Origin of the sequence: Kurthia sp. FSL E2-0154, from assembly GCF_038003625.1 — a bacterium.
Lineage (GTDB): Bacteria > Bacillota > Bacilli > Bacillales_A > Planococcaceae > Kurthia > Kurthia gibsonii.
The window spans coordinates 1,676,235-1,701,156 of the sequence record NZ_JBBOPO010000001.1; the positions used below are offsets into that span (position 1 = coordinate 1,676,235).

General features: G+C 36.4%; 21 protein-coding genes and 1 other annotated feature. Of the genes, 4 read left to right on the forward strand and 17 right to left on the reverse strand.

Annotated features, from left to right (window positions below; all coding sequences use genetic code 11):
- Positions 1 to 25 precede the first annotated feature (25 nt).
- Positions 26 to 1,831: an oligoendopeptidase F gene (gene pepF / locus MHB75_RS08205; protein WP_340997042.1), complete on the forward strand. Its 1,806-nt coding sequence runs from the start codon at positions 26 to 28 to the stop codon at positions 1,829 to 1,831.
- Positions 1,832 to 1,872: 41 nt separating this feature from the next.
- Here the strand turns inward: pepF and MHB75_RS08210 are convergent, their stop codons facing one another.
- The 4 genes from MHB75_RS08210 to MHB75_RS08225 form a co-directional block, all read right to left on the reverse strand.
- A complete protein-coding gene (locus MHB75_RS08210) occupies positions 1,873 to 4,743 on the reverse strand; it encodes a DEAD/DEAH box helicase (RefSeq protein ID WP_340997043.1) in 2,871 nt (956 codons plus the stop codon).
- Positions 4,740 to 5,141: a (deoxy)nucleoside triphosphate pyrophosphohydrolase gene (locus MHB75_RS08215; RefSeq protein ID WP_338838097.1), complete on the reverse strand. Its 402-nt coding sequence runs from the start codon at positions 5,139 to 5,141 to the stop codon at positions 4,740 to 4,742. The genes MHB75_RS08210 and MHB75_RS08215 overlap by 4 nt, the downstream gene beginning before the upstream one ends.
- 61 nt (positions 5,142 to 5,202) lie before the next feature.
- Complete coding sequence (gene leuS, locus MHB75_RS08220; protein WP_340997046.1) at positions 5,203 to 7,620, reverse strand: leucine--tRNA ligase; 2,418 nt, start codon at positions 7,618 to 7,620, stop codon at positions 5,203 to 5,205.
- Between the two features lie 67 nt (positions 7,621 to 7,687).
- Positions 7,688 to 7,893: a binding site (T-box leader), on the reverse strand.
- A gap of 53 nt (positions 7,894 to 7,946) precedes the next feature.
- Positions 7,947 to 9,119 carry an MDR family MFS transporter gene (locus MHB75_RS08225; protein ID WP_141274707.1) on the reverse strand — a complete coding sequence of 391 codons (1,173 nt, stop codon included), beginning with the start codon at positions 9,117 to 9,119 and terminating at the stop codon, positions 7,947 to 7,949.
- A 186-nt stretch (positions 9,120 to 9,305) separates the two neighbouring features.
- Between MHB75_RS08225 and MHB75_RS08230 the strand changes: the two genes are divergently transcribed.
- Both MHB75_RS08230 and MHB75_RS08235 read left to right on the forward strand, forming a co-directional pair.
- Positions 9,306 to 10,274 (forward strand): TIGR01212 family radical SAM protein, encoded by a 969-nt coding sequence (locus MHB75_RS08230; protein ID WP_340997048.1) that lies wholly within the window; start codon positions 9,306 to 9,308, stop codon positions 10,272 to 10,274.
- Positions 10,265 to 10,840, forward strand: a complete 576-nt coding sequence (locus MHB75_RS08235) for a tRNA (mnm(5)s(2)U34)-methyltransferase (RefSeq protein ID WP_340997050.1) — start codon at positions 10,265 to 10,267, stop codon at positions 10,838 to 10,840. Before MHB75_RS08230 ends, MHB75_RS08235 begins: the two co-directional genes overlap by 10 nt.
- Positions 10,841 to 10,888: 48 nt before the next feature.
- On the opposite strand, the gene MHB75_RS08240 is transcribed toward MHB75_RS08235, so the two are convergent.
- The 8 genes from MHB75_RS08240 to MHB75_RS08275 form a co-directional block, all read right to left on the reverse strand.
- Positions 10,889 to 11,311, reverse strand: a complete 423-nt coding sequence (locus MHB75_RS08240) for an OsmC family protein (protein WP_141274701.1) — start codon at positions 11,309 to 11,311, stop codon at positions 10,889 to 10,891.
- An 11-nt stretch (positions 11,312 to 11,322) separates the two neighbouring features.
- Positions 11,323 to 12,072 (reverse strand): amino acid ABC transporter ATP-binding protein, encoded by a 750-nt coding sequence (locus tag MHB75_RS08245; protein WP_141274700.1) that lies wholly within the window; start codon positions 12,070 to 12,072, stop codon positions 11,323 to 11,325.
- Positions 12,073 to 12,082: 10 nt separating this feature from the next.
- The gene (locus MHB75_RS08250; protein ID WP_068451709.1) at positions 12,083 to 12,724 is read right to left on the reverse strand and encodes an amino acid ABC transporter permease; all 642 of its coding nucleotides are present in this window, start codon (positions 12,722 to 12,724) and stop codon (positions 12,083 to 12,085) included.
- A gap of 18 nt (positions 12,725 to 12,742) precedes the next feature.
- The gene (locus MHB75_RS08255) at positions 12,743 to 13,549 is read right to left on the reverse strand and encodes a substrate-binding periplasmic protein (RefSeq protein WP_340997054.1); all 807 of its coding nucleotides are present in this window, start codon (positions 13,547 to 13,549) and stop codon (positions 12,743 to 12,745) included.
- An 18-nt stretch (positions 13,550 to 13,567) separates the two neighbouring features.
- Positions 13,568 to 14,179 (reverse strand): TetR/AcrR family transcriptional regulator, encoded by a 612-nt coding sequence (locus MHB75_RS08260; protein ID WP_340997055.1) that lies wholly within the window; start codon positions 14,177 to 14,179, stop codon positions 13,568 to 13,570.
- A gap of 163 nt (positions 14,180 to 14,342) precedes the next feature.
- Entirely contained in the window at positions 14,343 to 14,960 is a 618-nt protein-coding gene (locus MHB75_RS08265) for a MerR family transcriptional regulator (RefSeq protein WP_141274697.1), read from the reverse strand.
- Between the two features lie 121 nt (positions 14,961 to 15,081).
- Positions 15,082 to 16,518, reverse strand: coding sequence for an alanine/glycine:cation symporter family protein (locus tag MHB75_RS08270; RefSeq protein WP_340997059.1), 1,437 nt, complete (start codon positions 16,516 to 16,518; stop codon positions 15,082 to 15,084).
- A 298-nt stretch (positions 16,519 to 16,816) separates the two neighbouring features.
- Entirely contained in the window at positions 16,817 to 17,617 is an 801-nt protein-coding gene (locus MHB75_RS08275) for an alpha/beta hydrolase (protein WP_068451691.1), read from the reverse strand.
- A gap of 118 nt (positions 17,618 to 17,735) precedes the next feature.
- On the opposite strand from MHB75_RS08275, the gene MHB75_RS08280 reads away from it, so the two are divergent.
- Complete coding sequence (locus tag MHB75_RS08280; RefSeq protein WP_141274694.1) at positions 17,736 to 18,251, forward strand: gamma carbonic anhydrase; 516 nt, start codon at positions 17,736 to 17,738, stop codon at positions 18,249 to 18,251.
- A gap of 180 nt (positions 18,252 to 18,431) precedes the next feature.
- Here MHB75_RS08280 and qoxD read toward each other — a convergent pair whose 3' ends face one another.
- The 5 genes from qoxD to MHB75_RS08305 all read right to left on the reverse strand — a co-directional run bounded on the left by qoxD (position 18,432) and on the right by MHB75_RS08305 (position 24,820).
- On the reverse strand, positions 18,432 to 18,713 hold the full coding sequence (qoxD, locus tag MHB75_RS08285) for a cytochrome aa3 quinol oxidase subunit IV (RefSeq protein WP_068451687.1): 282 nt from the start codon (positions 18,711 to 18,713) through the stop codon (positions 18,432 to 18,434).
- A gap of 1 nt (position 18,714) precedes the next feature.
- Positions 18,715 to 19,317: a cytochrome (ubi)quinol oxidase subunit III gene (locus tag MHB75_RS08290; RefSeq protein WP_068451683.1), complete on the reverse strand. Its 603-nt coding sequence runs from the start codon at positions 19,315 to 19,317 to the stop codon at positions 18,715 to 18,717.
- Positions 19,317 to 21,284 carry a cytochrome aa3 quinol oxidase subunit I gene (gene qoxB / locus MHB75_RS08295; protein ID WP_141274706.1) on the reverse strand — a complete coding sequence of 656 codons (1,968 nt, stop codon included), beginning with the start codon at positions 21,282 to 21,284 and terminating at the stop codon, positions 19,317 to 19,319. Before qoxB ends, MHB75_RS08290 begins: the two co-directional genes overlap by 1 nt.
- A 76-nt stretch (positions 21,285 to 21,360) precedes the next feature.
- Complete coding sequence (gene qoxA, locus MHB75_RS08300; RefSeq protein ID WP_340997062.1) at positions 21,361 to 22,296, reverse strand: cytochrome aa3 quinol oxidase subunit II; 936 nt, start codon at positions 22,294 to 22,296, stop codon at positions 21,361 to 21,363.
- A 1,267-nt stretch (positions 22,297 to 23,563) separates the two neighbouring features.
- The gene (locus MHB75_RS08305) at positions 23,564 to 24,820 is read right to left on the reverse strand and encodes a right-handed parallel beta-helix repeat-containing protein (RefSeq protein WP_340997064.1); all 1,257 of its coding nucleotides are present in this window, start codon (positions 24,818 to 24,820) and stop codon (positions 23,564 to 23,566) included.
- Positions 24,821 to 24,922 lie beyond the last annotated feature (102 nt).

The following is a 24,922-nucleotide window of genomic DNA, read 5'->3' on the forward strand; positions in this document are numbered from 1 at the left end:
GACTAAATATAAGGAGTGAAGTGATATGAAGTTACCTGTTCGTGAAGCTGTACCATTAGAAGAAACTTGGGATTTAACACGTTTAATCAAAGATGAAGATGAGTTTAATGAAAGAGTTGAGGCATTGTTAGATGCTGTACATCAATTCCAAGTAAATTATGAAGATCACTTACACGCTGCTACATCGATTGCACAAGCACTAAAAGATTACGAAAAAATCTTTGAGCAATTTGTGATTGTGCATACATATGCCAATCTCTCATGGGAAACAAACCAAGGCGATGAAGCGGCGCAAGCACGTGTCTCTCGCATGAATCAAGTGGCGGCGACTCTCTTTAGTAAGACATCTTTTTTCAAAACAACATTACTAAGTACATCTGAGGACGTATTGAATGAAGCAGTGGAACAAGCACCTCACTTAAAACATTTTGTAGAAGACATCTTACGCAAGCAACCGTACCAATTACATCCAGAAGTCGAAAAAGCATTCGCCTCACTTAATGTCGCTTTTGATGCACCTTATGCACTCTATAATGCAACAAAAGCACTCGACCTTCGCTTCCCTGATATTGACGTAGACGGTGAACAGTTCCCATTAAGCTATAGCTCATTTGAAAATAATTGGGAACAAGAAGTCGACTTTCATAAACGTCATGCAGCTTTCCAAACATTTTACAGAAAATTGCGTGATTATGAAGCAACAACCGCAAAAGCTTATGATACACAAGTACAAATTGAAAAACGAATGGCGGATTTACGTGGTTTTGATTCTGTCTTCCATTCTCTACTCCACGAACAAAAGGTGACGGAAGATTTATACCACAGACAGATTGATGTCATTATGAACGAATTGGCACCGCATATGCGCCGCTATGCTAAGTTACTTCAAAAAGTACACGGACTTGACCAAATAACTTTTGCTGACTTAAAAATCTCACTAGACCCTGAGTATGAACCGACTGTTACGAAAAAAGAAGCCGAAAAAATGATTTTAGAAGCATTACAACCGATGGGTGAAGACTATACAAAGATGTTACAACGTGCATATGATGAACGCTGGATTGACTATGCACCGAATGAAGGCAAACGAACAGGTGCATTTTGTGCAAGCCCTTATGGCGCAAACTCGTACATCTTGATGTCATGGAATAATCATATGAGTAATGTATTTACACTTGCACATGAGCTAGGACATGCTGGACATTTCCAACAAGCCTATCAAAAACAAAATATTTTTGACGGACGTGTATCACGTTACTTTGTAGAAGCTCCTTCAACATTGAATGAACTGCTAGTCGCAGAACATCTCGTTACAACAAAAGACGATCTTCGTTTTAAACGCTGGATTATTTCAAATATGGTATCAAAAACGTATTACCATAACTTTGTGACACACTTACTAGAAGCGGCGTATCAGCGCGAAGTATATCGTATTGTTGATGCTGGAGGTGCTGTCACAGCGAAACGCCTCAATGAATTAAAACGACAAGTGCTTGAACAATTCTGGGGTGAAGATATTCTTATCAATGAAGGTGCTGAACGCACATGGATGCGCCAACCACATTACTATATGGGCTTATATCCGTACACATACAGTGCTGGCTTAACGATTGCCACACAAGTCGCACAAAGAATCATCCATAAAGACGAAAACGCCGTAGACGACTGGCTACGCGTTCTACAAGCAGGTGGCACAGCCACACCTGAAGAACTCGCTAAAATGGCAGGCGTTGACGTATCAACAGACGAACCACTCCGCAATACCATCGCTTATATCGGACAACTGATTACACAGTTGGAAGAACTGACGGAGGAGTTAGAAAAAGCATAAACAGAGAAAACCCGTAACGATTGCAGTCGTTACGGGTTTTGTTATACTTCTTCGTTTTTTAAATAGTGATAAATCGGCATTTTAATCGATTGTTTTAAATCAAATTCAATCGTAACCACATCTACTTGATCACCTTTTAACGTTTCAATTTTCTCTTGTGTTGCTTTATTAGCCTCTGCTTCTACTTCACCTAAATAATAAAAGTCCGTACCTTCTGCGCCTTCTTTTTGAATGAATAAATGAATCTTCACACCGTGTTCTTTTGCATGAATAATTTTTTCCAATTCTTTCGATTTTAATGTTCTCGGTGTTCTTGAATACCATTTAAATAATTCTGGTGTGATTAATTCATCACCATAATGAACACTTGTCGAAAGTTTTTCATCTTTATGATAGGTCACAAATAAAGGACATGAATCTTCCACTCGTTTATAACCATACACCGTACTCGACATATCACTTCGCCAGTTTAATAAACGACATGCGTCTTTTCGTGAATATTTTTCATAGAGTGTAAATATCTTTTGTTGGTCATATTTCTCTGATTTTCTTAGGCCCACATTTAAAAGGTCTTGCATATGCTGCTTAAAATATTCATTTTGCAAAGGAATATTTAATTCATATACATCATTCTCAACTACCACTAAAGATTGTCCGCCGTAACGTTTTTGGAAAGCCTGTGTGAAAAACTCTAATGTTAAAATACGTTCCATTGATGCGATTGTTTCATAGTCGGTACGCACTTCTTTTTTATTTAATAAATGAATAAATTCTTGCTTTGAAAGCGTTGAGCACTGCAATAGTTCATTCAATAATAATAATTCATGAACTCTTTTACCATTCATTAATTCTTCACCAATCATATACAAAACTTGTACTTCATATTCTGATAAATTCGGGATATCCTCTTTCATTTTGTGCAAGAATTGATAGTACGTTTTATTTGTCCCAATCAGTACATACGGATCAATCGAATTATTTTCCATAAAATCAACTAAACTCGGAATATGCCCTAATCGATTCTTTAACTGTTCATACTTTTCTTTTAAGTTCTTTTGTGTGGATAAGTTTGTATTCGTAATCGAATCAAATATTCTTTGCTTTGCAATTTCTTCAAAATTAACGGTTGAAATCCCTTTAATGAATGACATATCGACTGTCTTACGACGAATTGTATCCTTATTTAACGTTTGATCACCTGAAAGTGCAACTGGAATTAAATAGTTATTCTCATAATTCCCGATAAAGTCAATGATGGTCACAAACTCTTTTTGAGGATGTTTACGCAAACCTCTACCAAGTTGTTGAATAAATACAATACTTGATTGTGTTTGGCGTAGCATAATAATTTGATTCACTACTGGTATATCAATACCTTCATTGAAAATATCAACAGTGAAAATATAATCAATTTCTCCATTTTCTAATTTGCGAATCGTTTTCTCACGTACTTCCTGAGAATCTTCTCCAGTTAAAGCAACGGAAGGATGATTTCTTTGTGTAAAAAGTGTGGCTAATGTGTGCGCCTCTTTTTTATTCGCACAAAAGACAAGACCCTTCAATTTTTCACCCGAATGCCCATAATAAGAGACACGCTCTAATACATGATCTACTCGCTTTTCTTGATCTAAGTACTGAAATTCCTTCGTACTCTGAATTTCTTCTCCTTCTACTTCAAAATCTGTAATACCAAAATAATGGAATGGACATAACATATCTTCTTCTAAAGCTTCTTGTAGTCGAATTTCATACGCCACATTATAATCAAATACTTCATAAATATTAAAATCATCTGTGCGTTCCGGAGTAGCAGTCATACCTAATAAGAAAGAAGGCTTAAAGTAGTTTATAACTTTTAAATAAGATGATGCACCTGCTTTATGCACTTCATCAATTAAAATGTAATCAAATTCTGTTGGATCGAAAGCATTTAAAATCTCTTGTTTAGAGATCGTTTGTATTGTCGCAAATAAGTATTTCGCATGGATATCTTTTGAATTCCCTGTTAATAAACCATATTCATCTAAATCGCCACCAATAATTTGTTGGTAGTCTTTCATTGCCTTTTTTAAAATCTGTTCACGATGCACAATGAATAAAAACTTCTTCGGACAAAAAGCTCGTACATCAAATGCAGATAAGTAAGTTTTACCTGTACCTGTTGCTGAAATAACTAATGCTTTTTCAGCACCCTGATTTCTAAGCCCTGCAATTTGAGCCAATGCTTTTTCTTGCATTTTATTTGGTTTAATTTCAAGTGTTCGACTTAAAGGATTTTCTAAAACATTCATAGGTACTTCTAAAACGACTTGATTCGTATTTGGTGGGGTATAAAGTTGTTCATATTGTCGGATCCATTCAATCGTCAATGGATATGATTTTGTCCAAAGAGTTTCAAACTGATCATGGAAATTATTAATTAATTCACCATGTTCTAACGTAGTCAATTTAATATTCCATTCGTAATTCTTTTTTAATGCATTCGCTGTTAAATTCGAACTTCCTACAATAAACGTTTCGAAGTTTTCATGTTTGAAATAATACCCTTTTGCATGAAAACCATCGATATCAGTTAAACGCACTTCTACATTCTTTAACTTTAATAACTCTTTAAAAACTTTCGGGTTATTAAAATTTAAATACGTGGAAGTAAGAATACGCCCTTTAATGTTTCGAAGGGACAATTCATATAACACTGTTTTTAACATCGCTAAACCACTCTCTGTAATAAAAGCGACTGAAATAAAAAACTCCTTACACGTCTTTAACTCTTGCAGTAAAGTTGGCAACACTTGCTCTTGTTCATTATTTAATAATAATTGCGGTCGATATGTAAGTGGCGCTACAATGTTCGAATCAATAAATCCTCGCTCAATGGATTTCTGTAAATAATTTTGACTAACTTCAATCATCTAACAAACTCCTTTTGAATCTTCTTTACTGCTGGTACATCTGCTGCTGCCCAGTTTAATTGGTCTAATTCTTCGACAGCTATCCATTTACTCGCCTGATGTTCTTGAAGAACCGGCTCTCCTTTTAAAATTTTCGCTTTAAATGTCTCTAGACGAACAACGAATGTCTCGTATTCATATGTTGTATCTTCAATCTGTTCATATACTTCAATACTACAGGCTAATTCTTCTTGAATCTCTCTTATTAATGCTTGTTGTTTTGTTTCCCCATCTTCAATTTTACCACCTGGGAATTCCCATAAACCAGGTAGAGACATTTTTTTACTACGCTGTGCGCAAAAAATCTTCTCTTCATCGTTTACCATAACTGCACCTACTACATGTACATGCTTTTTCATTATTTACGCCTCCTATAAATAAAACGGCAAATATCATGAGAATATTTGCCGTTTTACACTATTATTTCGCTACAATATTAACTAATTTACCTGGTACGGCAATTAATTTTTTAATTTCTTTACCGTCGATGTGTTCTTGTACGTTTTCATTTTCAAGTGCAGCTTTTTCAAGGTCTTCGCGTGAAGCGTCTTTTGCTACAAGTAGTTTCGCACGTACTTTACCGTTGATTTGAACAACGATTTCTACTTCGTCGTCTACTAGTTTTGTTTCATCATATGTTGGCCATTCAGCATATGTGATTGATCCTGTGTGACCTAGTTTCGCCCATAATTCTTCTGCAAGGTGTGGTGCGATTGGTGATAACATTTTTACGAAGCCTTCTGCATAAGCTGTTGGTACAACTTCTGCTTTGTAACATTCGTTGATGAATACCATCATTTGTGAGATTGATGTATTGAAACGGATGTTTTCGTTGTTATCTGTTACTTTTTGAACTGTTTGATTGTACACTTTTTCAAGTGTTGTGTCGTTCGAATCTTGAATCTTATCTGCTAATTCACCTGTTTCCTCATTGATGAATAAACGCCAAATACGATCTAAGAAGCGACGTGCTCCGTCAAGTCCATTTGTAGACCATGGAATCGATGCTTCAAGTGGTCCCATGAACATTTCGTATAAACGAAGTGTATCTGCGCCATGTGATTCGATAATATCATCAGGGTTTACAACATTTCCTTTTGATTTCGACATTTTTTCGTTACCTTCACCAAGAATCATCCCTTGGTTGAATAATTTTTGGAATGGCTCTTTCGTTGGAACAACGCCTAGATCGTATAACACTTTATGCCAGAAACGAGCATATAGTAAGTGAAGTACTGCGTGTTCTTGTCCGCCAATATAGATATCAACTGGTAACCAGCGTTTTAATAGCTCTGGGTCTGCGATTGCTTCTGTATTGTGTGGATCGATATAGCGTAAGAAGTACCATGATGAACCTGCCCATTGTGGCATTGTGTTCGTTTCACGACGACCTTTCATACCTGTTTCAGGGTCTACAACATTTACCCACTCTGCGATATTCGCAAGTGGTGATTCACCTGTACCTGATGGGTGAATATCTTTTGTTTTTGGTAATTCAAGTGGTAGTTGATCTTCTGGAACTGTTGTAATTGAACCATCTTCCCAATGGATAATTGGAATCGGTTCACCCCAGTAACGTTGACGAGAGAATAACCAGTCACGTAAACGATACGTTACTTTCTTCTCACCCACTTTATTTTCTTCCAACCAAGCGATGGCTTTTTGAATGCCTTCTTCTTTACCAAGTCCATTTAAGAAGCCTGAATTAATGTGTGGACCATCTTCTGTGAATGCCGCTTCTTCAATGTTGCCGCCTTCTAATACAGGGATGATTGGTAAGTCGAATTGTTTCGCAAACTCGTAGTCACGCTCATCATGTGCTGGAACAGCCATGATTGCACCTGTACCGTATGAAGCAAGTACATAATCTGCAATCCAAATCGGCACTTCTTGACCGTTAATTGGGTTGATTGCATAAGCACCTGTGAATACACCTGTTTTTTCTTTTGCAAGGTCTGTACGTTCAAGATCTGACTTCATCTTCACTTGATCTAAGTAAGCTTGTACGGCTTCTTTTTGTTCTGGTGTTGTGATGTCTTTTACAAATGCATGTTCTGGCGCTAATACTGTGTAAGTTGCACCGAATAATGTATCTGGGCGTGTTGTGAACACGCGGAATTGCTTATCTGTTCCTTTAATTTTAAAGTCTACTTCCGCACCTTCAGAACGACCAATCCAGTGGCGTTGCATATCTTTAATATTTTCAGGCCAATCTACATCTTCTAAATCGTCAATTAGACGGTCTGCATAAGCAGTAATTTTCAGCATCCATTGTTTCATCGGACGACGTTCTACTGGATGTCCACCACGCTCTGATTTACCATCGATGACTTCTTCATTTGCAAGAACTGTTCCAAGTGCTGGGCACCAGTTTACAGCTACTTCATCAATGTAAGCTAAACCTTTTTTGTATAATTGGATGAAAATCCATTGTGTCCATTTGTAGTATGAAGGGTCTGTTGTATTAATTTCGCGATCCCAATCATAACTAAAGCCAAGCTCTTGGATTTGGCGTTTGAACGTCGCAATGTTTTGCGCTGTAAATTCAGCAGGGTCATTCCCAGTATCTAGTGCATATTGCTCTGCTGGTAAACCGAATGCATCCCAGCCCATTGGGTGAAGTACATTGTAACCTTGCATACGTTTGAAGCGAGATAAAATATCTGTCGCTGTATAACCTTCAGGGTGTCCTACGTGTAGACCTGATCCTGATGGATATGGGAACATATCAAGTGCATAAAATTTTGGTTTTGAATCGTCATTTACTGTTTTAAAAGATTGGTGTTCATCCCAATACTTTTGCCACTTCTTCTCAATCTCTTGATGATTAAAGCTCATGTTTTTTCCTCCTTTAATATAAGAACGCATTCACCAATGACGGAAAATAAAAAGTCCCGTCCCTTGAAAAAGGGACGAGACATATAATTCCCGCGGTACCACCCAAATTAGTGAAAACACTCAACTTGAATCCTTATCGCGGATTAACGGCGTAGGTCAATCATTCCTATGCAGACTCCCAAGGCAAGTTCGATTCCATCCGTTATTAGCTCCCACCAACCGCTAACTCTCTAAAAACTTCCGTTATCTACTACTCCTGATCTTCGTCCTATTAGTATAATGCCTTTATTTTATCTGAAAAGCCTTAAAATAACAAGTCCATTTCTTTAACTCGTTACTTTCTTCCTTTTAAGTGGCAAATCGTAGAAGAAGAATGGAATTGCCGCAAGGAATAGAATACCGATTAATACGATAAACGTTACTTGCATACCATAAGCTTGCGCAAGTACACCACCTACAACAGGCCCTAGCATACGCCCAAATGTCGCAAAACCATTAATCAGTCCTTGGAAGAAGCCGTCTTTTCCTTTCGGTGCGAGCACACTTGCCAATGTTGGAACGACTGGCCAGATGAACATTTCACCGAATGTTAGAATGACCATTGCGACAATAAACATTGTGAATGTTTTTGCAAAAATTAATACAACAAACGACACGATGAAAATGGATAAACCAAATAAGATTTGTGCTTTATAACGCCCTTCTAATTTGCGTACAATTGGTGCAATTAATGGCTGACCAAGAACGATTAGGAAACCATTTACAGCCCAAAGTGCACTATATTGGTTTAACGATAAACCGAGATCTTGTGTATAAGTTGAAATCGTTGATACCCATTGTGAGTACACAAGCCATCCAAGTAAGAAGCCGACACCTAAAATACATAGCGCAATAAGTGGTGCACGATTTTTCAGCTCACCTCTAGGTAATGCCGCTGTTGGTCCATATGCATCTTCTGTTTGAATTTTTTTGAACTTGAATGCAATGCCTAAGAAAAGAATATACATAATTAAGTTGGCAACAAATAAATAATCAAAACTATAAGAAGCTACAACACCTGCTAATACAGGACCCACTGCTACCCCTAGATTTTGCGCTAAGTAAATGGCATTGAATCCTTTTCGACCACCTTCTGGCCACGCAACACCAACAAGTGCAAACATACTCGGAAATACAATCCCGCCACTAAAACCGATAAGCGCAAGCAACCATACATATTGCGGCCATCCATGCCAAATCGTTAAGAGTGCGAGACCCACAATCGTCAAAATAATACCAAATAAAATCGTTTTATAACCACCTATTTTATCAAATAAATAGCCGCCGAGTAGATTCCCTACTACGCCAGCTGCTGCATTTAACATTAATACAAGCCCTGCTACTGTTAAACTTTGACCGAGGTGGTCATGCAGATAAATTGTATTCATTGGCCATAAAAAAGAGTTACCTGTCGTATTTACAAGCATTCCGATTACTAAAAGCCAAACTGTTTTTGGCATTTTCATGCATAAACCCCCTCCTCTAATCTCAAAATGAGATGATATCTATCTCGTAATATTAAAGGAGAAATCACCTCGATACAACCCCAAATATTCCGATTTCCGAAAAATATTTTAACAAACACTTTTTAGCATATCGAAAGCATTTCATGTTAAAATAAATCGTTAGAGGAGATGACAGAAACAATGACAGAAAATCAATTTCCTTTCCCTTCAGATGGAAAGCGATATTATACATGGAACCGCTACTTACGCAATGAGTTCGGTTCAAAAGTATTCAAAGTAGCACTTGATGCTGGGTTCGATTGTCCAAACAGAGATGGCACTGTAGCATTCGGCGGTTGTACATTCTGTTCAGCTGCTGGTTCAGGTGACTTTGCAGGTGATCGTGTAGATCCAATCGACGTACAATTTGCTAAAATCAAAGAGAAGATGGAGCATAAGTGGAAGGGCGGCAAAACGATGGCCTATTTCCAAGCTTATACGAATACACATGCCCCACTTCCTGTATTAAAAGAAAAATTTGAAGCAGCACTTGCATGTGAAGGTGTTGTCGGTCTAAGTATCGCAACGCGTCCAGACTGTTTACCAGATGATGTCGTTGAGTATTTAGCTGAGTTAAACCAACGTACTTATTTATGGGTAGAATTAGGTTTACAAACAGTACATGAAAAAACAGCGAATTTAATTAATCGTGCGCATGACTATCAAACATACGTTGAAGGTGTTAATAAACTGCGTAAACATGGTATTCGTATTTGCACACATATCATTAACGGTCTCCCTCTTGAAGACTACGATATGATGATGGAAACAGCACGTGAAGTAGCCAAACTAGATGTACAAGGCATTAAAATTCATTTACTTCATTTATTAAAAGGAACACCACTTGTCAAACAATATGAAAAGGGCCAATTGGAATTAATGGATCAAGATGCCTATACGCAACTTGTTGCAGACCAATTAGAAGTCATTCCACCAAGCATGGTCGTACAGCGTATTACAGGTGATGGACCAATCGATTTAATGATTGGACCAATGTGGTCAGTGAATAAATGGGAAGTATTAAACGGTATTGATGCAGAACTTGCAAAACGTGATAGCTGGCAAGGTAAGCACTATGTACCTGTGGAGATGACGTCTTCATGCGATTAGAACGTGTTTTACAATATGCTAAAACTCTATTAAGAGATACAATCGAAATCGGTGATACAGTTGTCGATGCCACTGCTGGTAATGGGCATGATACATTATTCTTAGCTGAACTTGTTGGCGACACAGGTCATGTCTATGCATTTGATGTACAGCAACAAGCTGTTGATGCGACAATGAGTCGTCTTGCGGAAGCTGGTGTACAAGCAAGATGTGAAGTCATTCTTGATGGACATGAACAAGTAGCCAACTATGTATCCACACCGATTAAAGCAGCTGTTTTTAATCTTGGTTATTTACCCGGTGCAGCGCATGATGTGATTACAAAACCTTCTACGACGGTGGCAGCACTTGAATCACTGCTTCAACAACTCGTTGTAGGCGGTATGATTGTCTTAGTCATTTACTACGGACATGAAGGTGGTAAAGAAGAACGTGACCGCGTACTCGATTACGTCGCTTCTCTCCCTCAAAAACAAGTCCATGTACTGCGCTATGAATTCATCAATCAACAAAATGACCCACCATTCGTTATCGCACTTGAAAAAGTAAAAGAATTCCCTAAATAAAAAGGAGGCATTCACTCAATTGAGTGATGCCTCTTTCTATTTATCTGTTTATACTTCTTCGACTTGTTCACCATTTAAAATAAGTGAATGTGTAATTTCTGCTTTTAATGAAGCAGAAACCGCACAATATTTTTCTTCACCTAATTTAATCGCACGCCACACTTTTTTAGCTGTAATATCACCATCAACTGTGAACGTAATATGCGCTTTTGTAAAGGCAGTTGGCATTTCCTCTTTACGTTCGCCATCTACTGTAATATCTAATTTTGTAATTTGGTCTAAATGCGGTTTTAAAATCATCGTCACATCAATACCAATACATCCTGCTAAAGCACTCAATAACATCTCTGTTGGTGTTGGTGCAGATGAATTGCCACCATATTTTTCAGTGGCATCCATTAACATTGGAAATCCTGAATCGCCTTTTGCTTCAAAAGCACGTCCACCTTGCCAGGTTGCTTGAATTCTCATTTCTATTCCTCCTAAAATTCGTTTACTTTACGAATAAATTGTTGTGCACGTGCTGTTGTTGGTTTCGCAAAGAACGCTTTTGGATCTTTTGAATCTTCTACAATTCGACCATCTGCCATAAAGACAATACGATCGGCAACATCACGCGCGAAATTCATCTCATGCGTCACAATCACCATCGTCATGCCGTCTTCAGCAAGATTCTTCATAACACGTAGTACATCGCCTACTAATTCAGGATCTAGCGCTGACGTAGGTTCATCAAATAACATCAATTGTGGTTCCATCGCAAGTGCACGCGCAATCGCAACTCGTTGTTGTTGACCACCCGATAATTGCGAAGGATAGTTATCTAATTTCTCAAGTAACCCGACTTTGTCGAGTAAACGCTCTGCACGTACTTGTGCTTCTTCTTTTTTTAATTTTTTTACAACAATTAAAGATTCCATCACATTTTCGATGACCGTCTTATGCGGATATAAGTTGAACTGTTGAAACACCATTCCCGTCTCTTGACGAATCCCATAAATCATTTGCTTTAACTCTTTTTTATTCATATTGGCTTCAATCGTATGTTGACCGACTGTAATTTTACCTTCTGTTAAAATTTCTAGACCATTCAAACAGCGTAAAAATGTACTTTTCCCAGAACCTGAAGGCCCAATTACTGCGACTACTTGATGCGCTGGAATTGTAATCGATAAATCATGTAATACTTCTAGTTCATCAAATTTTTTTGATAAATGTTCTACTGTAATCATATGGACACTCCTAATAAACGGATAAACGTTTTTCAACTCGGTTTAAAATGAATGTGAAGAACACACTCATCGCCCAATACATTAAAGCAATCATAATGTAAAACGGCATATATACATAATATTGCGCGACTAATAACTGAGCCGCGCGCATTAATTCCGTTACAGCAATTGCTGATACAAGCGATGTTTCTTTTAACATACCGACGAATGTATTCCCAATTGGTGGAATAGCGTAGCGAACTGCTTGTGGAATAATAATACGCTTCATCGCCTGTCCTTCTGTCATACCTGATGCAACCGCTGCCTCTAATTGTCCTTTTGGTACAGATTGTAAAGCACCTCGGAAAGCTTCTGCGATATACGCTGCAATATTAATACTTAACGCGATACAAGCTGCTACAATGGATGGTAATTCAATACCATAGTCACTCAATCCATAATAAACAATGAAAATTTGAACAAGCGGTGGTGTACCTCGAATAATCGAGACATAGAATCGTGCAATATTACGTAAAAATGTATTGCCTTTTACACGCATGATGGCAATGATTAAACCTAAAATTAAACCAAAAAACATTGAAACAACGGTAATCAATAATGTATAGTAGGCACCTTGTAAAAGGAAACGCCAATTATCTAGTACGAGCTCCATATTTAGTCCCTACCTTACTTATTTTGTATATTCTGCTGGTGGTTCTTCGTTAAACCATTTTTTATAAATTTTTGTGTATGTTCCGTCTTTCTCCATATCATTTAACGCTTTATTTAATTGATCCACTAGCTCTGTTTGACCTTTTTTCACTGCGATACCAGCTTTATCTGATTTTAAAGCTTCACCAACAGCTTTAATTTTGTAGCCATTTTCTTCAACAATCGGTTTTAAAGCAAATACGTTATTAATCGTTGCATCAATACGTCCAACATTTAAATCTTTTAATGTTGTGATAACATCGTCATACGTATTAATTTTGAATTCGCCTACTTTTTTCATTAAGTCATTACGAAGATATGCTTCATCGTTTGTACCTAAACCTACACCGATTGTTTTTCCTTTGAAGTCTTCTGCTGATTTAATCGTTGTATTGTCATCTTTTACGATCGCTTTTACTTCATTTGTAATATATGGCTCTGTAAAATCAACTTGTTTTTTACGATCATCTGTAATCGTTACTTGGCTTACTAACATATCGAACTTCCCTTTTTGTAAACCCGGAATCAACCCCGAAAAATCTTGTGCGACAAACTTCGCTTTTTTATCTAAACGTTTTGCAACTTCTTTTGCAATATCAACATCAAAACCTGTATATTCTTTATCTTTATCTAAGTAGTTATAAGGTGCATACGTCCCCATAATCCCTACTGTTAATTCTTCTTTTTTCGATACATCGTTTTTACTCGTATCTTCTTTCGAACCACAAGCTCCTAGTACTAATGCAGATGCTGCTACAAGTGATGCTAACCAACCTAATTTTTTCATCTATAATTCCTCCCTTTTTTAAACACCAAAAATACCAAAAAACTCAAAGTGAACAGTCTGTTGAACGAGTTCCTCTAACGTTAACTCTTGAAATGCTGCTTCATGATCCACCCAACGACTTAGTACACCTTCAATTAAACTCATAATAAAAACCGCTAATACTTTCGGATTTTTATGTTTTGCTACCATATGAAACTTTTGTGCTTGCTGAATGTTATGAACAAATGCTTCTTCCATATTCTTTTTAATGCGCACAATTTGTTTTTGTAATAATTCTTCTGATGATAAGCCTTTAAAAAGTAACATTGTAAAAAAGCGATTTTCTTCTGCAAAGTGAAATAGTGCTTCAAATAATCGAGTAGATGAATTTACCGACTGCTCTACCGGAACGCGTGCATTTTGAAAACCGAGTGAAATCATTTGTAATATTTGTTGATTTCCTCTCTCTAAAATATAGAGCGCGATTTCTTCTTTACTTTTAAAGTGCCAATAGAATGTACCTTGTGATACACCTGCTAATGCAACTATGTCTGAGATTTTCGTCTTCGTATAACCAACTGTCGCGAATTGTTCTAATGCAATCTCAATTAATTGCTGTTTTCTTTCTTCTCTCGTAATTCGCTTTGTCATCATCACCAATCTCCTAACTGATTCATCAGTCAATTAATTCCTATGGAAATACTATAATTTATATAATCTCGAATTGCAACTATTTATTCCGATAAATTTAATAAGATTTTAATGTAATCAAAATAACCCACGAGATTCCTTTAAAATCTCGTGGGTTATTTTTTCATTTTCTTTTAAATAAACCTTTCATAAAGCCAGTCGGCTCTGGTTCAATCTCTTGTACTTCTTCTTTCAATTTTTGAACGGTTAATTTATTTAACACCGACATGATTGCACTATTTTGTGATTCAACACGGTCCAACTGGCGTTTATAATCCACTTTTGGCTCTTCTAATTGATGCTTCATCATACTCATTTCTTCTTTTAACCATTCATTTTGTTGATGTTGCATTTGTATAAGTTGTAGCAATTGTGCATTTTGTGCCTCAATCCCTTGAATATGATCTGCCAGTAGTTCCATTGTTTTTGTTAAATCATCGTATTTTTCAACAACTTGTGTATTATACTCTCTTTTAGCAGGCAACATCTCTGCATCTTGTACAACGGTTTCATTCCCAATCACCACAGCAGCTGCTTCTTTTAATGTCATTCCTTTTTCTTGATGCAACTGTTTATAATTTTGAAAAACATGTACATCTTCTTCCGTAAATAAACGATAATTTCGATGATCACGCTTTACATGGTAACCACTATTTTCTAATATTGAAATATAATGCTTGAGTGAAGATTTCGTTACGCCAACTTGTATAGCGAACTCAGCAGTACCGAACATTTTTTCCATAATAATCAAATCCCTTCTTTCTTTACAAAACTATTTCTATTCTCTCAAAAATTATATTAAAATACTATGATTACACAAGAAAAAAGAGAGATGATTGCGTGAATCACCCCTCTTCTATTATTTATTTTTCCCAGAAAGTCGCATTTTTGATACCCACTTTTCGCGGATCAAATACTGGGTCTAACCCCATACGTTTTTGCTGTTCATAATCTTTCAAAGCAAGAATGGCTGGTTTTGCCATAAATAGAATTGCAATGACGTTCACCCATACCATAATGCCTAAACCAATATCTCCAAGCACCCAAGCTGCGGCTGCTGGTCGTACAGCACCAAAGTAAGTAGCTAAAAGAATAACAATCTGAACAATACGTACTCCAATTTTTTGCTTTTTCCCATCAAATAAATACGCCACATTCGTTTCGGCAATATAATAGTAAGCCATCGTTGTTGTAAAGGCAAAGAAGAATAGAGCAAAAGCTACGAAGATTGTACCAAAACCTGCAATTGGGAATGCTGCATCTACAGCATGTTGTGTGAAGGCTGTTCCTGCTTCTACACCAGGTAGATGTTCTACAATAAATGTTCCCTTGCCATCATCTTCTTGTACATTGTACATACCTGTGAACAAAATCATAAAGGCTGTTGCTGTACAAACTAAGAATGTATCCAAGTAAACTGAAGCGGCTTGTACTAAACCTTGTTTTACAGGGTGTGATACTTCTGCTGCTGCTGCTGAATGTGGTCCTGTACCTTGACCAGCTTCATTCGCATAAATACCACGCTTTACACCCCAAGCAATAGCAGCCCCTACCATCCCGCTAAACATTTGCTCTGCGCCAAAAGCACTTTTAAAAATTAGAGCGAAAATATGCGGCACTTCTGAAATATTCATTGCAATGATAATTGCGGCCACTAAAATATATGCAATCGCCATGAAAGGAACAATGATTGAAGCAGCAGTTGCGATTCGTTTTACACCGCCAATAATGATTGCACCTAAAATTACACAAACTACTAAACCAGAAACCCATTTTGGTAACTCAAATGCATTGTACATCGCATCTGCAATCGCATTTGCTTGAACGGTTGGTTGTAAAAATGACATAGCGATTAATGCCGCAATCGCAAAAATCATGCCTAGCCAACGTTTGCCTGTGAACTTATGTATGTAAAAAGCAGGACCACCACGATAAACACCGTTTTTCTCTTCTTTATAAATTTGCGCAAGTGTCGACTCAACGTAAGCTGTAGCTGAACCAATGAAAGCAATTGCCCACATCCAAAAGATTGCACCAGGTCCACCGAAAGCAATCGCTGTTGCTGTTCCAGCAATATTCCCCGTTCCAATTCGCCCTGATAACGCCATCGTCATCGCTTGGAATGATGAAACACCTGCATCTGATTTTTTGCCTGTGAAAATTTGACCGAACATATCTTTTAAGAATCGAACTTGTACTCCTCTAGTTCTCACAGTAAATATAAGTCCCACGATGAGAATACCGTAAATCATCCAAGGACCCCAGAGTAGTTCATAGATGGTATTAATGATTGCTTCCATGTAAATCCTCCTAAATACGAACATTTAAAACATCAAATACATTAAATATACGCTTTTATTAATTACTATATTGTTCTATTATATAAAAGTATTATGTCTTTTTAAAGAGATAATTCTACATTTTTTCGCTCACTCATACATTTTTCCTCTAATTGTATTTTCAGAGAATACAATTAAGTCATTTATAAGCCTTTATTTTATATGTTTTTTATATATTTTATATTTTTGTATTTCTAGAGTAAACTACAGAAAAAAGAAAAGGAATCATGTCACTTATAAAACGTGACATAATCCCTTTTTAAACGATATATCCTATTGTTCGTAGTCTGTTTAAAATAAAATCTTCTGTATATTGATAAATCAAATCACGTTCTGGTTCTTGGAACAAATCATGATAACAGTTCGCCCACTCTTTGTAAGCATACTCAGATAATTTCTGTTTCTCCAACCATTGACGATTGTATTGAATATCAATAATTTTATCGCTCTTTCCATTCATCATTAAGACAGGTATGTCTTTAAAGTGATTTTCTAATTGATAAATGGCTTTCATAAACTGTTGAACATCATGGTACCAACGAATTGTTACATTAGAGTTGTAATAAGGGTCTCGTCCCATTTCTGTATAAAACTCATAACTACGTGACAAAAGCTTCGTATTCATCTCATGATGCATTTTAAAGCTCCCTGCAATCTTACTCACTCCTTTTAAGGCTGCAGCGAATTTTGATGGTTGATGCTGTAAATGTAGCCAAGGTGATGTCAAGATGGCTCCTGCAATCTCATATTTAAATTCACCTACTGCGTACATCGCTAATGTTGCCCCAAGACCATGCCCTAAAATAAATAATGGTAAGTTATATTGTGTCGCTTCATAAATCATTAACTTTATATATTTTTCATATTGTTTTAAATATTCATCATGGGCGGATTTCACTTTACTTTCTTCACCATGCCCAGGTAAGTCCCCTGTGATCACATGAAAACCTGCTACACGAAATTTTTCAATTAACCATGCGTATCTTCTATGATGTTCATACGCACTATGTACGATTACAATAACTGCTTTTGCATGTCCGTCTGCTTCCCATTTCCACATAAACTTCTCTCCTTCATAGTACTCATTCTTATTGTAACGCATTCCTCTACTTTTTCGTTCCATAAATCCAGGATGTCTGATACGATTATGTTACAGTTCAAAGGAAAGAGGGATGAATATGTTATACCCATACAAGGGAAAAGAACCAAAAATTGATCCGACTGCTTTCATCGGTGATAATGTTGTTATTACAGGTGATGTGACAGTTGGAGAAGGTTCATCTATTTTTTATAATACTGTGATTCGTGGTGACGTGTCACCTACAATCATTGGAAAAAAGGTAAATATTCAAGATTTATGCTGTTTACATCAAAGTCCAGCTCATCCATTAATTATTGAAGACGAAGCTTCAATTGGACATCAAGTAACACTTCACAGCTGCCATATTAAAAAAGGAGCTTTGATTGGTATGGCTTCGATTGTTTTAGATGGTGCTGAAATCGGCGAAGGTGCTTTTATCGGTGCTGGTAGTCTTGTAACACAAGGTAAGGTGATCCCACCAAATACACTTGCATTTGGTCGCCCTGCGAAGGTTGTACGTGAATTAAATGAAGAGGATAAAAAAGATATGCAGCGCATTTTAAACGAATATTACGACAAAGGACAATATTATAAATCTGTTCAAAAGAAATAATCTTAGTATTTTTATACCCTTCACTTCTTTTTTTTAACATTTAAAATATTATTTCCTAAAAAAACTAAAAGAAGGTGCTTCTCTTAAACTAGCCTCTTCTTTTTCTTATTTATACTATCAAAAGAAAAAACCAGCCTTCCTAGGGGGATACCCGAAAGGCTGGTTTTATTCTTCTGTAAATTAGTATCCCCAGATCATAGCGAATAATGAACCGAATACTGTTACTAAACCAATAACTACTGAATATAGTGTAATGACGTAAATTGAACCTTTATCGTCTGTTTCACCAATATGCATGAATAGTACTAGTTGTAATGAAGCTTGAGCAAGTGCTGTTACCCAAAGAATAACTAAACCTGCTGTTAATGATACATCAAACTGCACAACGGACAATGCAGCGATTGTTAAAATGATTGATCCAATAAACCCAAGGACATGTTCTTTTGGAAATAATTGTGCCATTTTACATCATTCCTTTCAAGTAAATAAAGCTGAATAGGAAGATCCAAACAACATCTAGGAAGTGCCAGTATAAAGAGAAGATAAACGCTTTATTGGCAGTACGCTTATTAATACCGTGCTTAGCAACTTGAATAATAATCGCAATTCCCCATAGTAAACCAAACGATACGTGGGCACCGTGAGTACCTAGTAAAGTCATTAAACTTGAAGTAAATGCACTTGTTTGAATCGTAGCATCTTCGTGATAGATATAAGTGATAAACTCATCTACCTCTACCGCGATGAATCCTGCACCAAGAATTAATGTAATGATGTAGAACACGATCATTGGTTTAACACGGCCTAAACGCATTGCGTGAACACCTAAACCAATTGTGAAACTAGATGTTAAAAGTAAGAATGTTTCTAGAATTACTGGTGGTAATTCAAAAAGGTCAACACCTGTTGGACCTGAACCTGTACGGTCAACTAATGTGAAATACGCTGTGAATAAAGTTGCGAAAAGAACAATTTCTGCGCCTAAGAATACCCAGAAACCGAAGATTTTCAAATCATTTTCTTCACCTTGGTACTCCAATGGCACTGAATTATTATGTTTTGACATTATCGGTCACCTCTCAATTGACGCTCTGTTTCTTTTAGCTTACGCTCTGTTTCTTCGATTTCTTCAACATGGATATGACGACCATTATCAATTTCAAATGAACGGTAAGCCATGAATAGTAGTGTCACAATACCTAAGATAATTGCGATACCAATTTCGTTGAATACAAAGAAGAATGATGCTAATCCCATAACAACTGATTGCCAGAATGGCGCTGCAGAGTCATTAGGCATATGAATATCTTTAATTTCGCCTGCTTGTAAATCGCGGCCTTCTTTTTTAGCAAACCAGAATTCATCAAGACGAGAAATTTTTGGAATAACTGCGAAGTTATACTCAGGAACTGGAGAGTGAGTAGCCCATTCAAGTGAACGACCATCCCATGGATCGCCAGTAACTTTTAATTCTTCTCTGTGACGAACACTGTAGTAGATGTTGTAGCAAAGCGCTAAGAAACCAAGAGCTAATACTAATGCACCAATGAATGAAATCATGTTTAATGTACCATAGCCAGTTTCAGCTGAGTACGTGTACATTCGACGAGCGTAACCATCTAAACCTAAGATGAACATAGGGAAGAATGTTACGTTGAAACCAATTGCGATTAACCAGAAACCAACTTTACCGATTGAATCTTTAAGTTGGAAACCGAAGATTTTAGACCACCAGAAGTGGTAACCAGCTAGTACACCAAATACTGTACCAGGAATTAATACATAGTGGAAGTGAGCAACTAAGAATAATGTATTGTGATATTGATAGTCAGCACTTGCCATTGCTAGCATTACCCCTGTAACCCCACCGATAGTGAAGATTGGAATAAAGCCTAGAGCATATAACATTGGTGTCGTAAATGTAATACGACCATGACGCATTGTTAATAACCAGTTGAAAATCTTAACCCCAGTTGGAACTGCGATTAACATTGTAGTGATTGAGAATACGCCGTTTACTGCTACGTTTTGACCCATTGTGTAGAAATGGTGAGCCCATACTAAGAATGATAGTAACGAGATGATGATCATAGAAGCAACCATCGAACCATAACCGAATAAGTTTTTACGAGCAAATGTAGAGATTACCTCACTGAATACACCGAACGCTGGAAGAATTACGATGTATACCTCTGGATGTCCCCATACCCAGAAGATGTTCGCCCAAAGCATGTCCATACCGCCATCTTCTGTAGCGAAGAATTTAGTACCGAACTGGCGATCCATTGTCATCATTACAAGTGCTACTGTTAACACTGGGAATGCAAATACGATGATAATGTTTGCGATAAATGATGACCAAGTGAACATTGGAACTTTCATCCATGTCATACCTGGAGCACGCATTTTCACGATTGTTGTTACAAAGTTAATCCCTGTCATTAATGTACCTAGACCCGAGATTTGTAGTGACCAAGCATAATAGTTATTGTTTACGCCTGGGTTAAATTCAATACCTGCAAGTGGGAAATATGACGTCCAACCTGCGTTTGGAGATCCACCAATGATGAATGAAACGTTAATTAACACTGCACCCATTGCGAATAACCAGAAAGATAATGCGTTAAGACGTGGGAATGCTACGTCGCGCGCACCAATTTGTAGTGGAATAACTACGTTGAACAAACCAAATAAGAATGGCATTGCTACGAAGATAATCATTAACACACCATGTGTACTGAAAATCTCATTATAGTGTTCAGAGTTTAATAATTTATTGTCCGGAACAGCAGTTTGAGCACGCATTAATAACGCCTCAACCCCACCTTTGAATAACATTAGTAATGCTACGAAAATGTACATTACACCGATTTTTTTATGGTCTACTGTCTTTACGTAGTTAGTATATAACCAACCCCATAACTTGAAATATGTTAGACCTGCAACTACTGCGATTACACCAACTAAAATACCGATCGCCGTACCCATGATCAGTGGTTCTTTAAGCGGTGCAAATACTTCACTCATTGTCATTTTGGTAAACAATTTGGTTAACTCCTTTCATACATCTACTATTTAGTAAATAACATGTTGTATCAATGTAATCGGATTATTCACCGATATCGTCCATTTCTTCCATGTCGTGAGAATCTGAATCTAAATTACCATTTTGAGCTTTTTTAGATTCATTATATTTCTCAGCATCCATCATCTTAGAGTGATCCATAGGTGGTGAAGAGAAACCTAAATGAGTAGAAGAGAAGCTCTTACGTCCAACAACACTTGCTTTAAGTAAGTTACTGAACTCTTTTTCTGTTAATTTTGGTTCATTTGCTTTTACATCTTTAACCCACTGATCGAATTCACCTTGTTTTTGAGCAGTGATTTCGAATTGCATTGCCTCGAATCCTTCACCGTTGAAGTTCGAGTTACGACCCCAATAGTCTCCCTCGTGGTCTGCTGCTAAATGGATTGTTGTTAACATGTCTGTCATCGCATATTTCTGACCAGCTAATTGTGGAACCCAGAAACTTGTGATTGTACCATATGAGTATAAACGGAACTCAATTGGACGATCTGTTGGAATATGTGCATAGTTTACAGTTTCAATTCCTTCTTCAGGATAACTGAAATGCCATTTCCATTGTGATGATGACGCATAAATTACTAGAGGTTTCTTGTCTCCGTAACCTTCTGGTTTACTTTCTACATCCTTTAATGTGATGATTGTTACAACTGATAAGAAAGCAACTGTTAGGATTGGAATAACTGTCCAGAAAATTTCTAGTTTGTGGTTACCTGCTTCGTGTGGTGGCTCATAGTCCGCCGCTTGTTTTCCAGCACGGTATTTAACTAACATATTGATTAATAAAACATAGACAACTGCTAATACACATAACATTGTCCCGATAGAGATCCAGATCGTGTTCGATAATGTTTGTGCGTTAGGTCCTTTTGGATTTAGTACCATTAATGGTTCACATCCAGATAAAAACACTGCTAACAAACCTGCAACGATTGGCATAATTAACACTTTTTTACTCATGTTGTACTCCCTTCTAAAACAACCTTCTTTTAATTTAAGTGCAGAATGTTGAATGGATATTGAAGTGTTTCCCCCTAACCTATTCTATGTAGAATAAGCAAGTTTATGAACTGCTGAGATGATTGAACATTTTTTACTCTTATTCGTCTTAATCATTGAGTCGTTCTAATTTCTTTTATAATTGCTATAGAACGAAAATACGTTAAACTAAAACGATTGTTAAGACGAAGTATAAGACGAGTAAAGCAACCCAAGCTCTCTAACCCTCTTCTTACACTAAGAAGCATTCAACCTTCTTTTCAATTCAAATGAATTATAAACCTAATATCTACCGAAAAGAATAAAAATATCTATAATTTCACATTTTCTTTGAAAGTTTTTGAACGTTCTGTGGACGACTTCTATTTATAGCAACTTTAAAGTATTTCTTAGTTACTTTAGAACTGTATAATTACCTTTTAATAACTTAATTAGTTTTCATAAACCAATATTTCTTTTGCAACTTTTTATAAATTCTAGAATACACTGCAAAAATAGGTCGTTCTTACACGAAAAACTCTTGAAAATGGAAAAAGCCACAAACAAACGACATAAACCTTACAAAAACAAAGTCTATTCGTTTGAATTGTAAATCTTTTCGATTGAAGGAGTTTACTCATATATTATATAGGAAAAACTTCTTACCCATTATAACATTGTTCTTCTTTTCTTCAATACTCAATTCTAAATTCAACGTCTTCTAAAATAGTCTGTAAAATCTGGCTTTTAAATAGAGTTTCTTCTATTTAAATAGTACATATGCTACTATACGTATTTTTCTTATTCACCCCTCTCTTTTTATACGCATATAAAATATCAGACCATACCTCCTTATTTATTTTTTACCATCTCTATTATTTTCCCTTATTCCATAATTTTACTCGTTAAATATAGAGAAATTTTCATATAAATCATTAAAAAGAACCTAGGACAGAACAAAATAATATGTCTCAATACGAATGATCAAATCAATTGAACGCGTAAAAATGACTCCTGAGGGAATAGCGTGAGCTGAAAACCCGACAGGAACGTAGTGACGAGGAGTTTGAAGCCATACCCGAGCGCTACGTAATATCGTGGGGCAAGATTTGCAACAGGACGTTGCGTTCTTTTCTCGCCTACCTCTATTCGTTTTCCGAAGCGGAAATGATCTGAACGAACAAATCCCGTATGATTTTGAAAAATCATACGGGATTTGCTCTGTTGAAAATACTTTTGTCTCAGATTCTTAAATTGTTTTTCTTAATACACTCTCTGGAAAGTCAACTCGCTCCGTTTTACGTGTACCATCTGGTTGGATATTGTTTTTGATATAAATTATCTCACTTAACATATTTTGAAGTGTATTTGTTAATAAATCTTTTTTATTTTGCTCAGTTACTTCACAGTAAATCCACTCATTCGTTCCAGCGCCATTGTTTACATGCGGTGTAAACGACACAGCCGTATTAAAATAATCAAACGTATTATTACGAATTGTTGGATTGATTGTGCCATTTGCGATAATTCCATTTGCATTGAATGTTTCAGCATGCTTTTTACTCATCTTAAATGTATTTTTTTCAATCAATGTATTCGACCAATTCATCGCACGAATTGGATCTTTTCGTAAATTATAAAAAATATTCGAACGAATAACTACTTGATTATGCAATTTTTTATACGAATATTTATGCGTACCAATTGCGCGTGGCATATTTGAAAACTCATTTTTCTCAATTAATACATTTGTATTTGGATACGCATCAAATTTACTCCATTGTTGACTCCAGCCATTCGTTGTACGATCTGGTGTATCTAAATTAATCGCTTCTTTAATAGATGAAGCATTATCCTTAGCATTTTTAAATGATGAATTTTTTATCGTTACATTTTTAGAGGCATCCATTTCAATAAAGTGTGCATTGTACATATTTTTAAACTGAATACCCTCCACTGTTACATTCTGATTATGTCCCATAATAATGGCTATACCACGCTCATGATTTTTCATATCAAATGTAACATTCCCTTTTCCTATAAACTTAATATTTTTTTCACCTTTGTACTTATCATATACGCCTGTTGAGTGTGCTTTAGACGGGCGAATTAATTGAAAAATTGATGTAGATGGTTGAAATACATATGTCCCTGTCTTTGTTCCTTTTATGATTTTTACTCCGTCTTCAAATTGAAGCGTTACATTAGACGGTACATAAAGCGCATTAGAAATCGTGTATGTCCCTTTTTTAAAAATAAGCGTACCACCTTTTTTCTTTTCAAAGAGTTCTAAATAAGAGCGAATAAGATAATAATCTTTCGTATCTTTATTATATGTTGAATAACGAAGAATTATTGGGTCGAAAGGTTTTGAAGATGGTGAAATTGTGTAGGTATTTTTTTGCGCTGCTTGGACTGTAGTCATCGTATACTGATTTTCGTAAATTAAGCTCAAACCTACAATTATAAAGAATAATATTACAACTCGAATCACTTTATTTCTCATTTTTAAGCTCCTTAGATGTATATGGATACATTTTTTCTCACTTACACTATTTTACACTGTTAAAAATTGATGTAAACGATAAAAAAATGGCAGGAGTTTCAT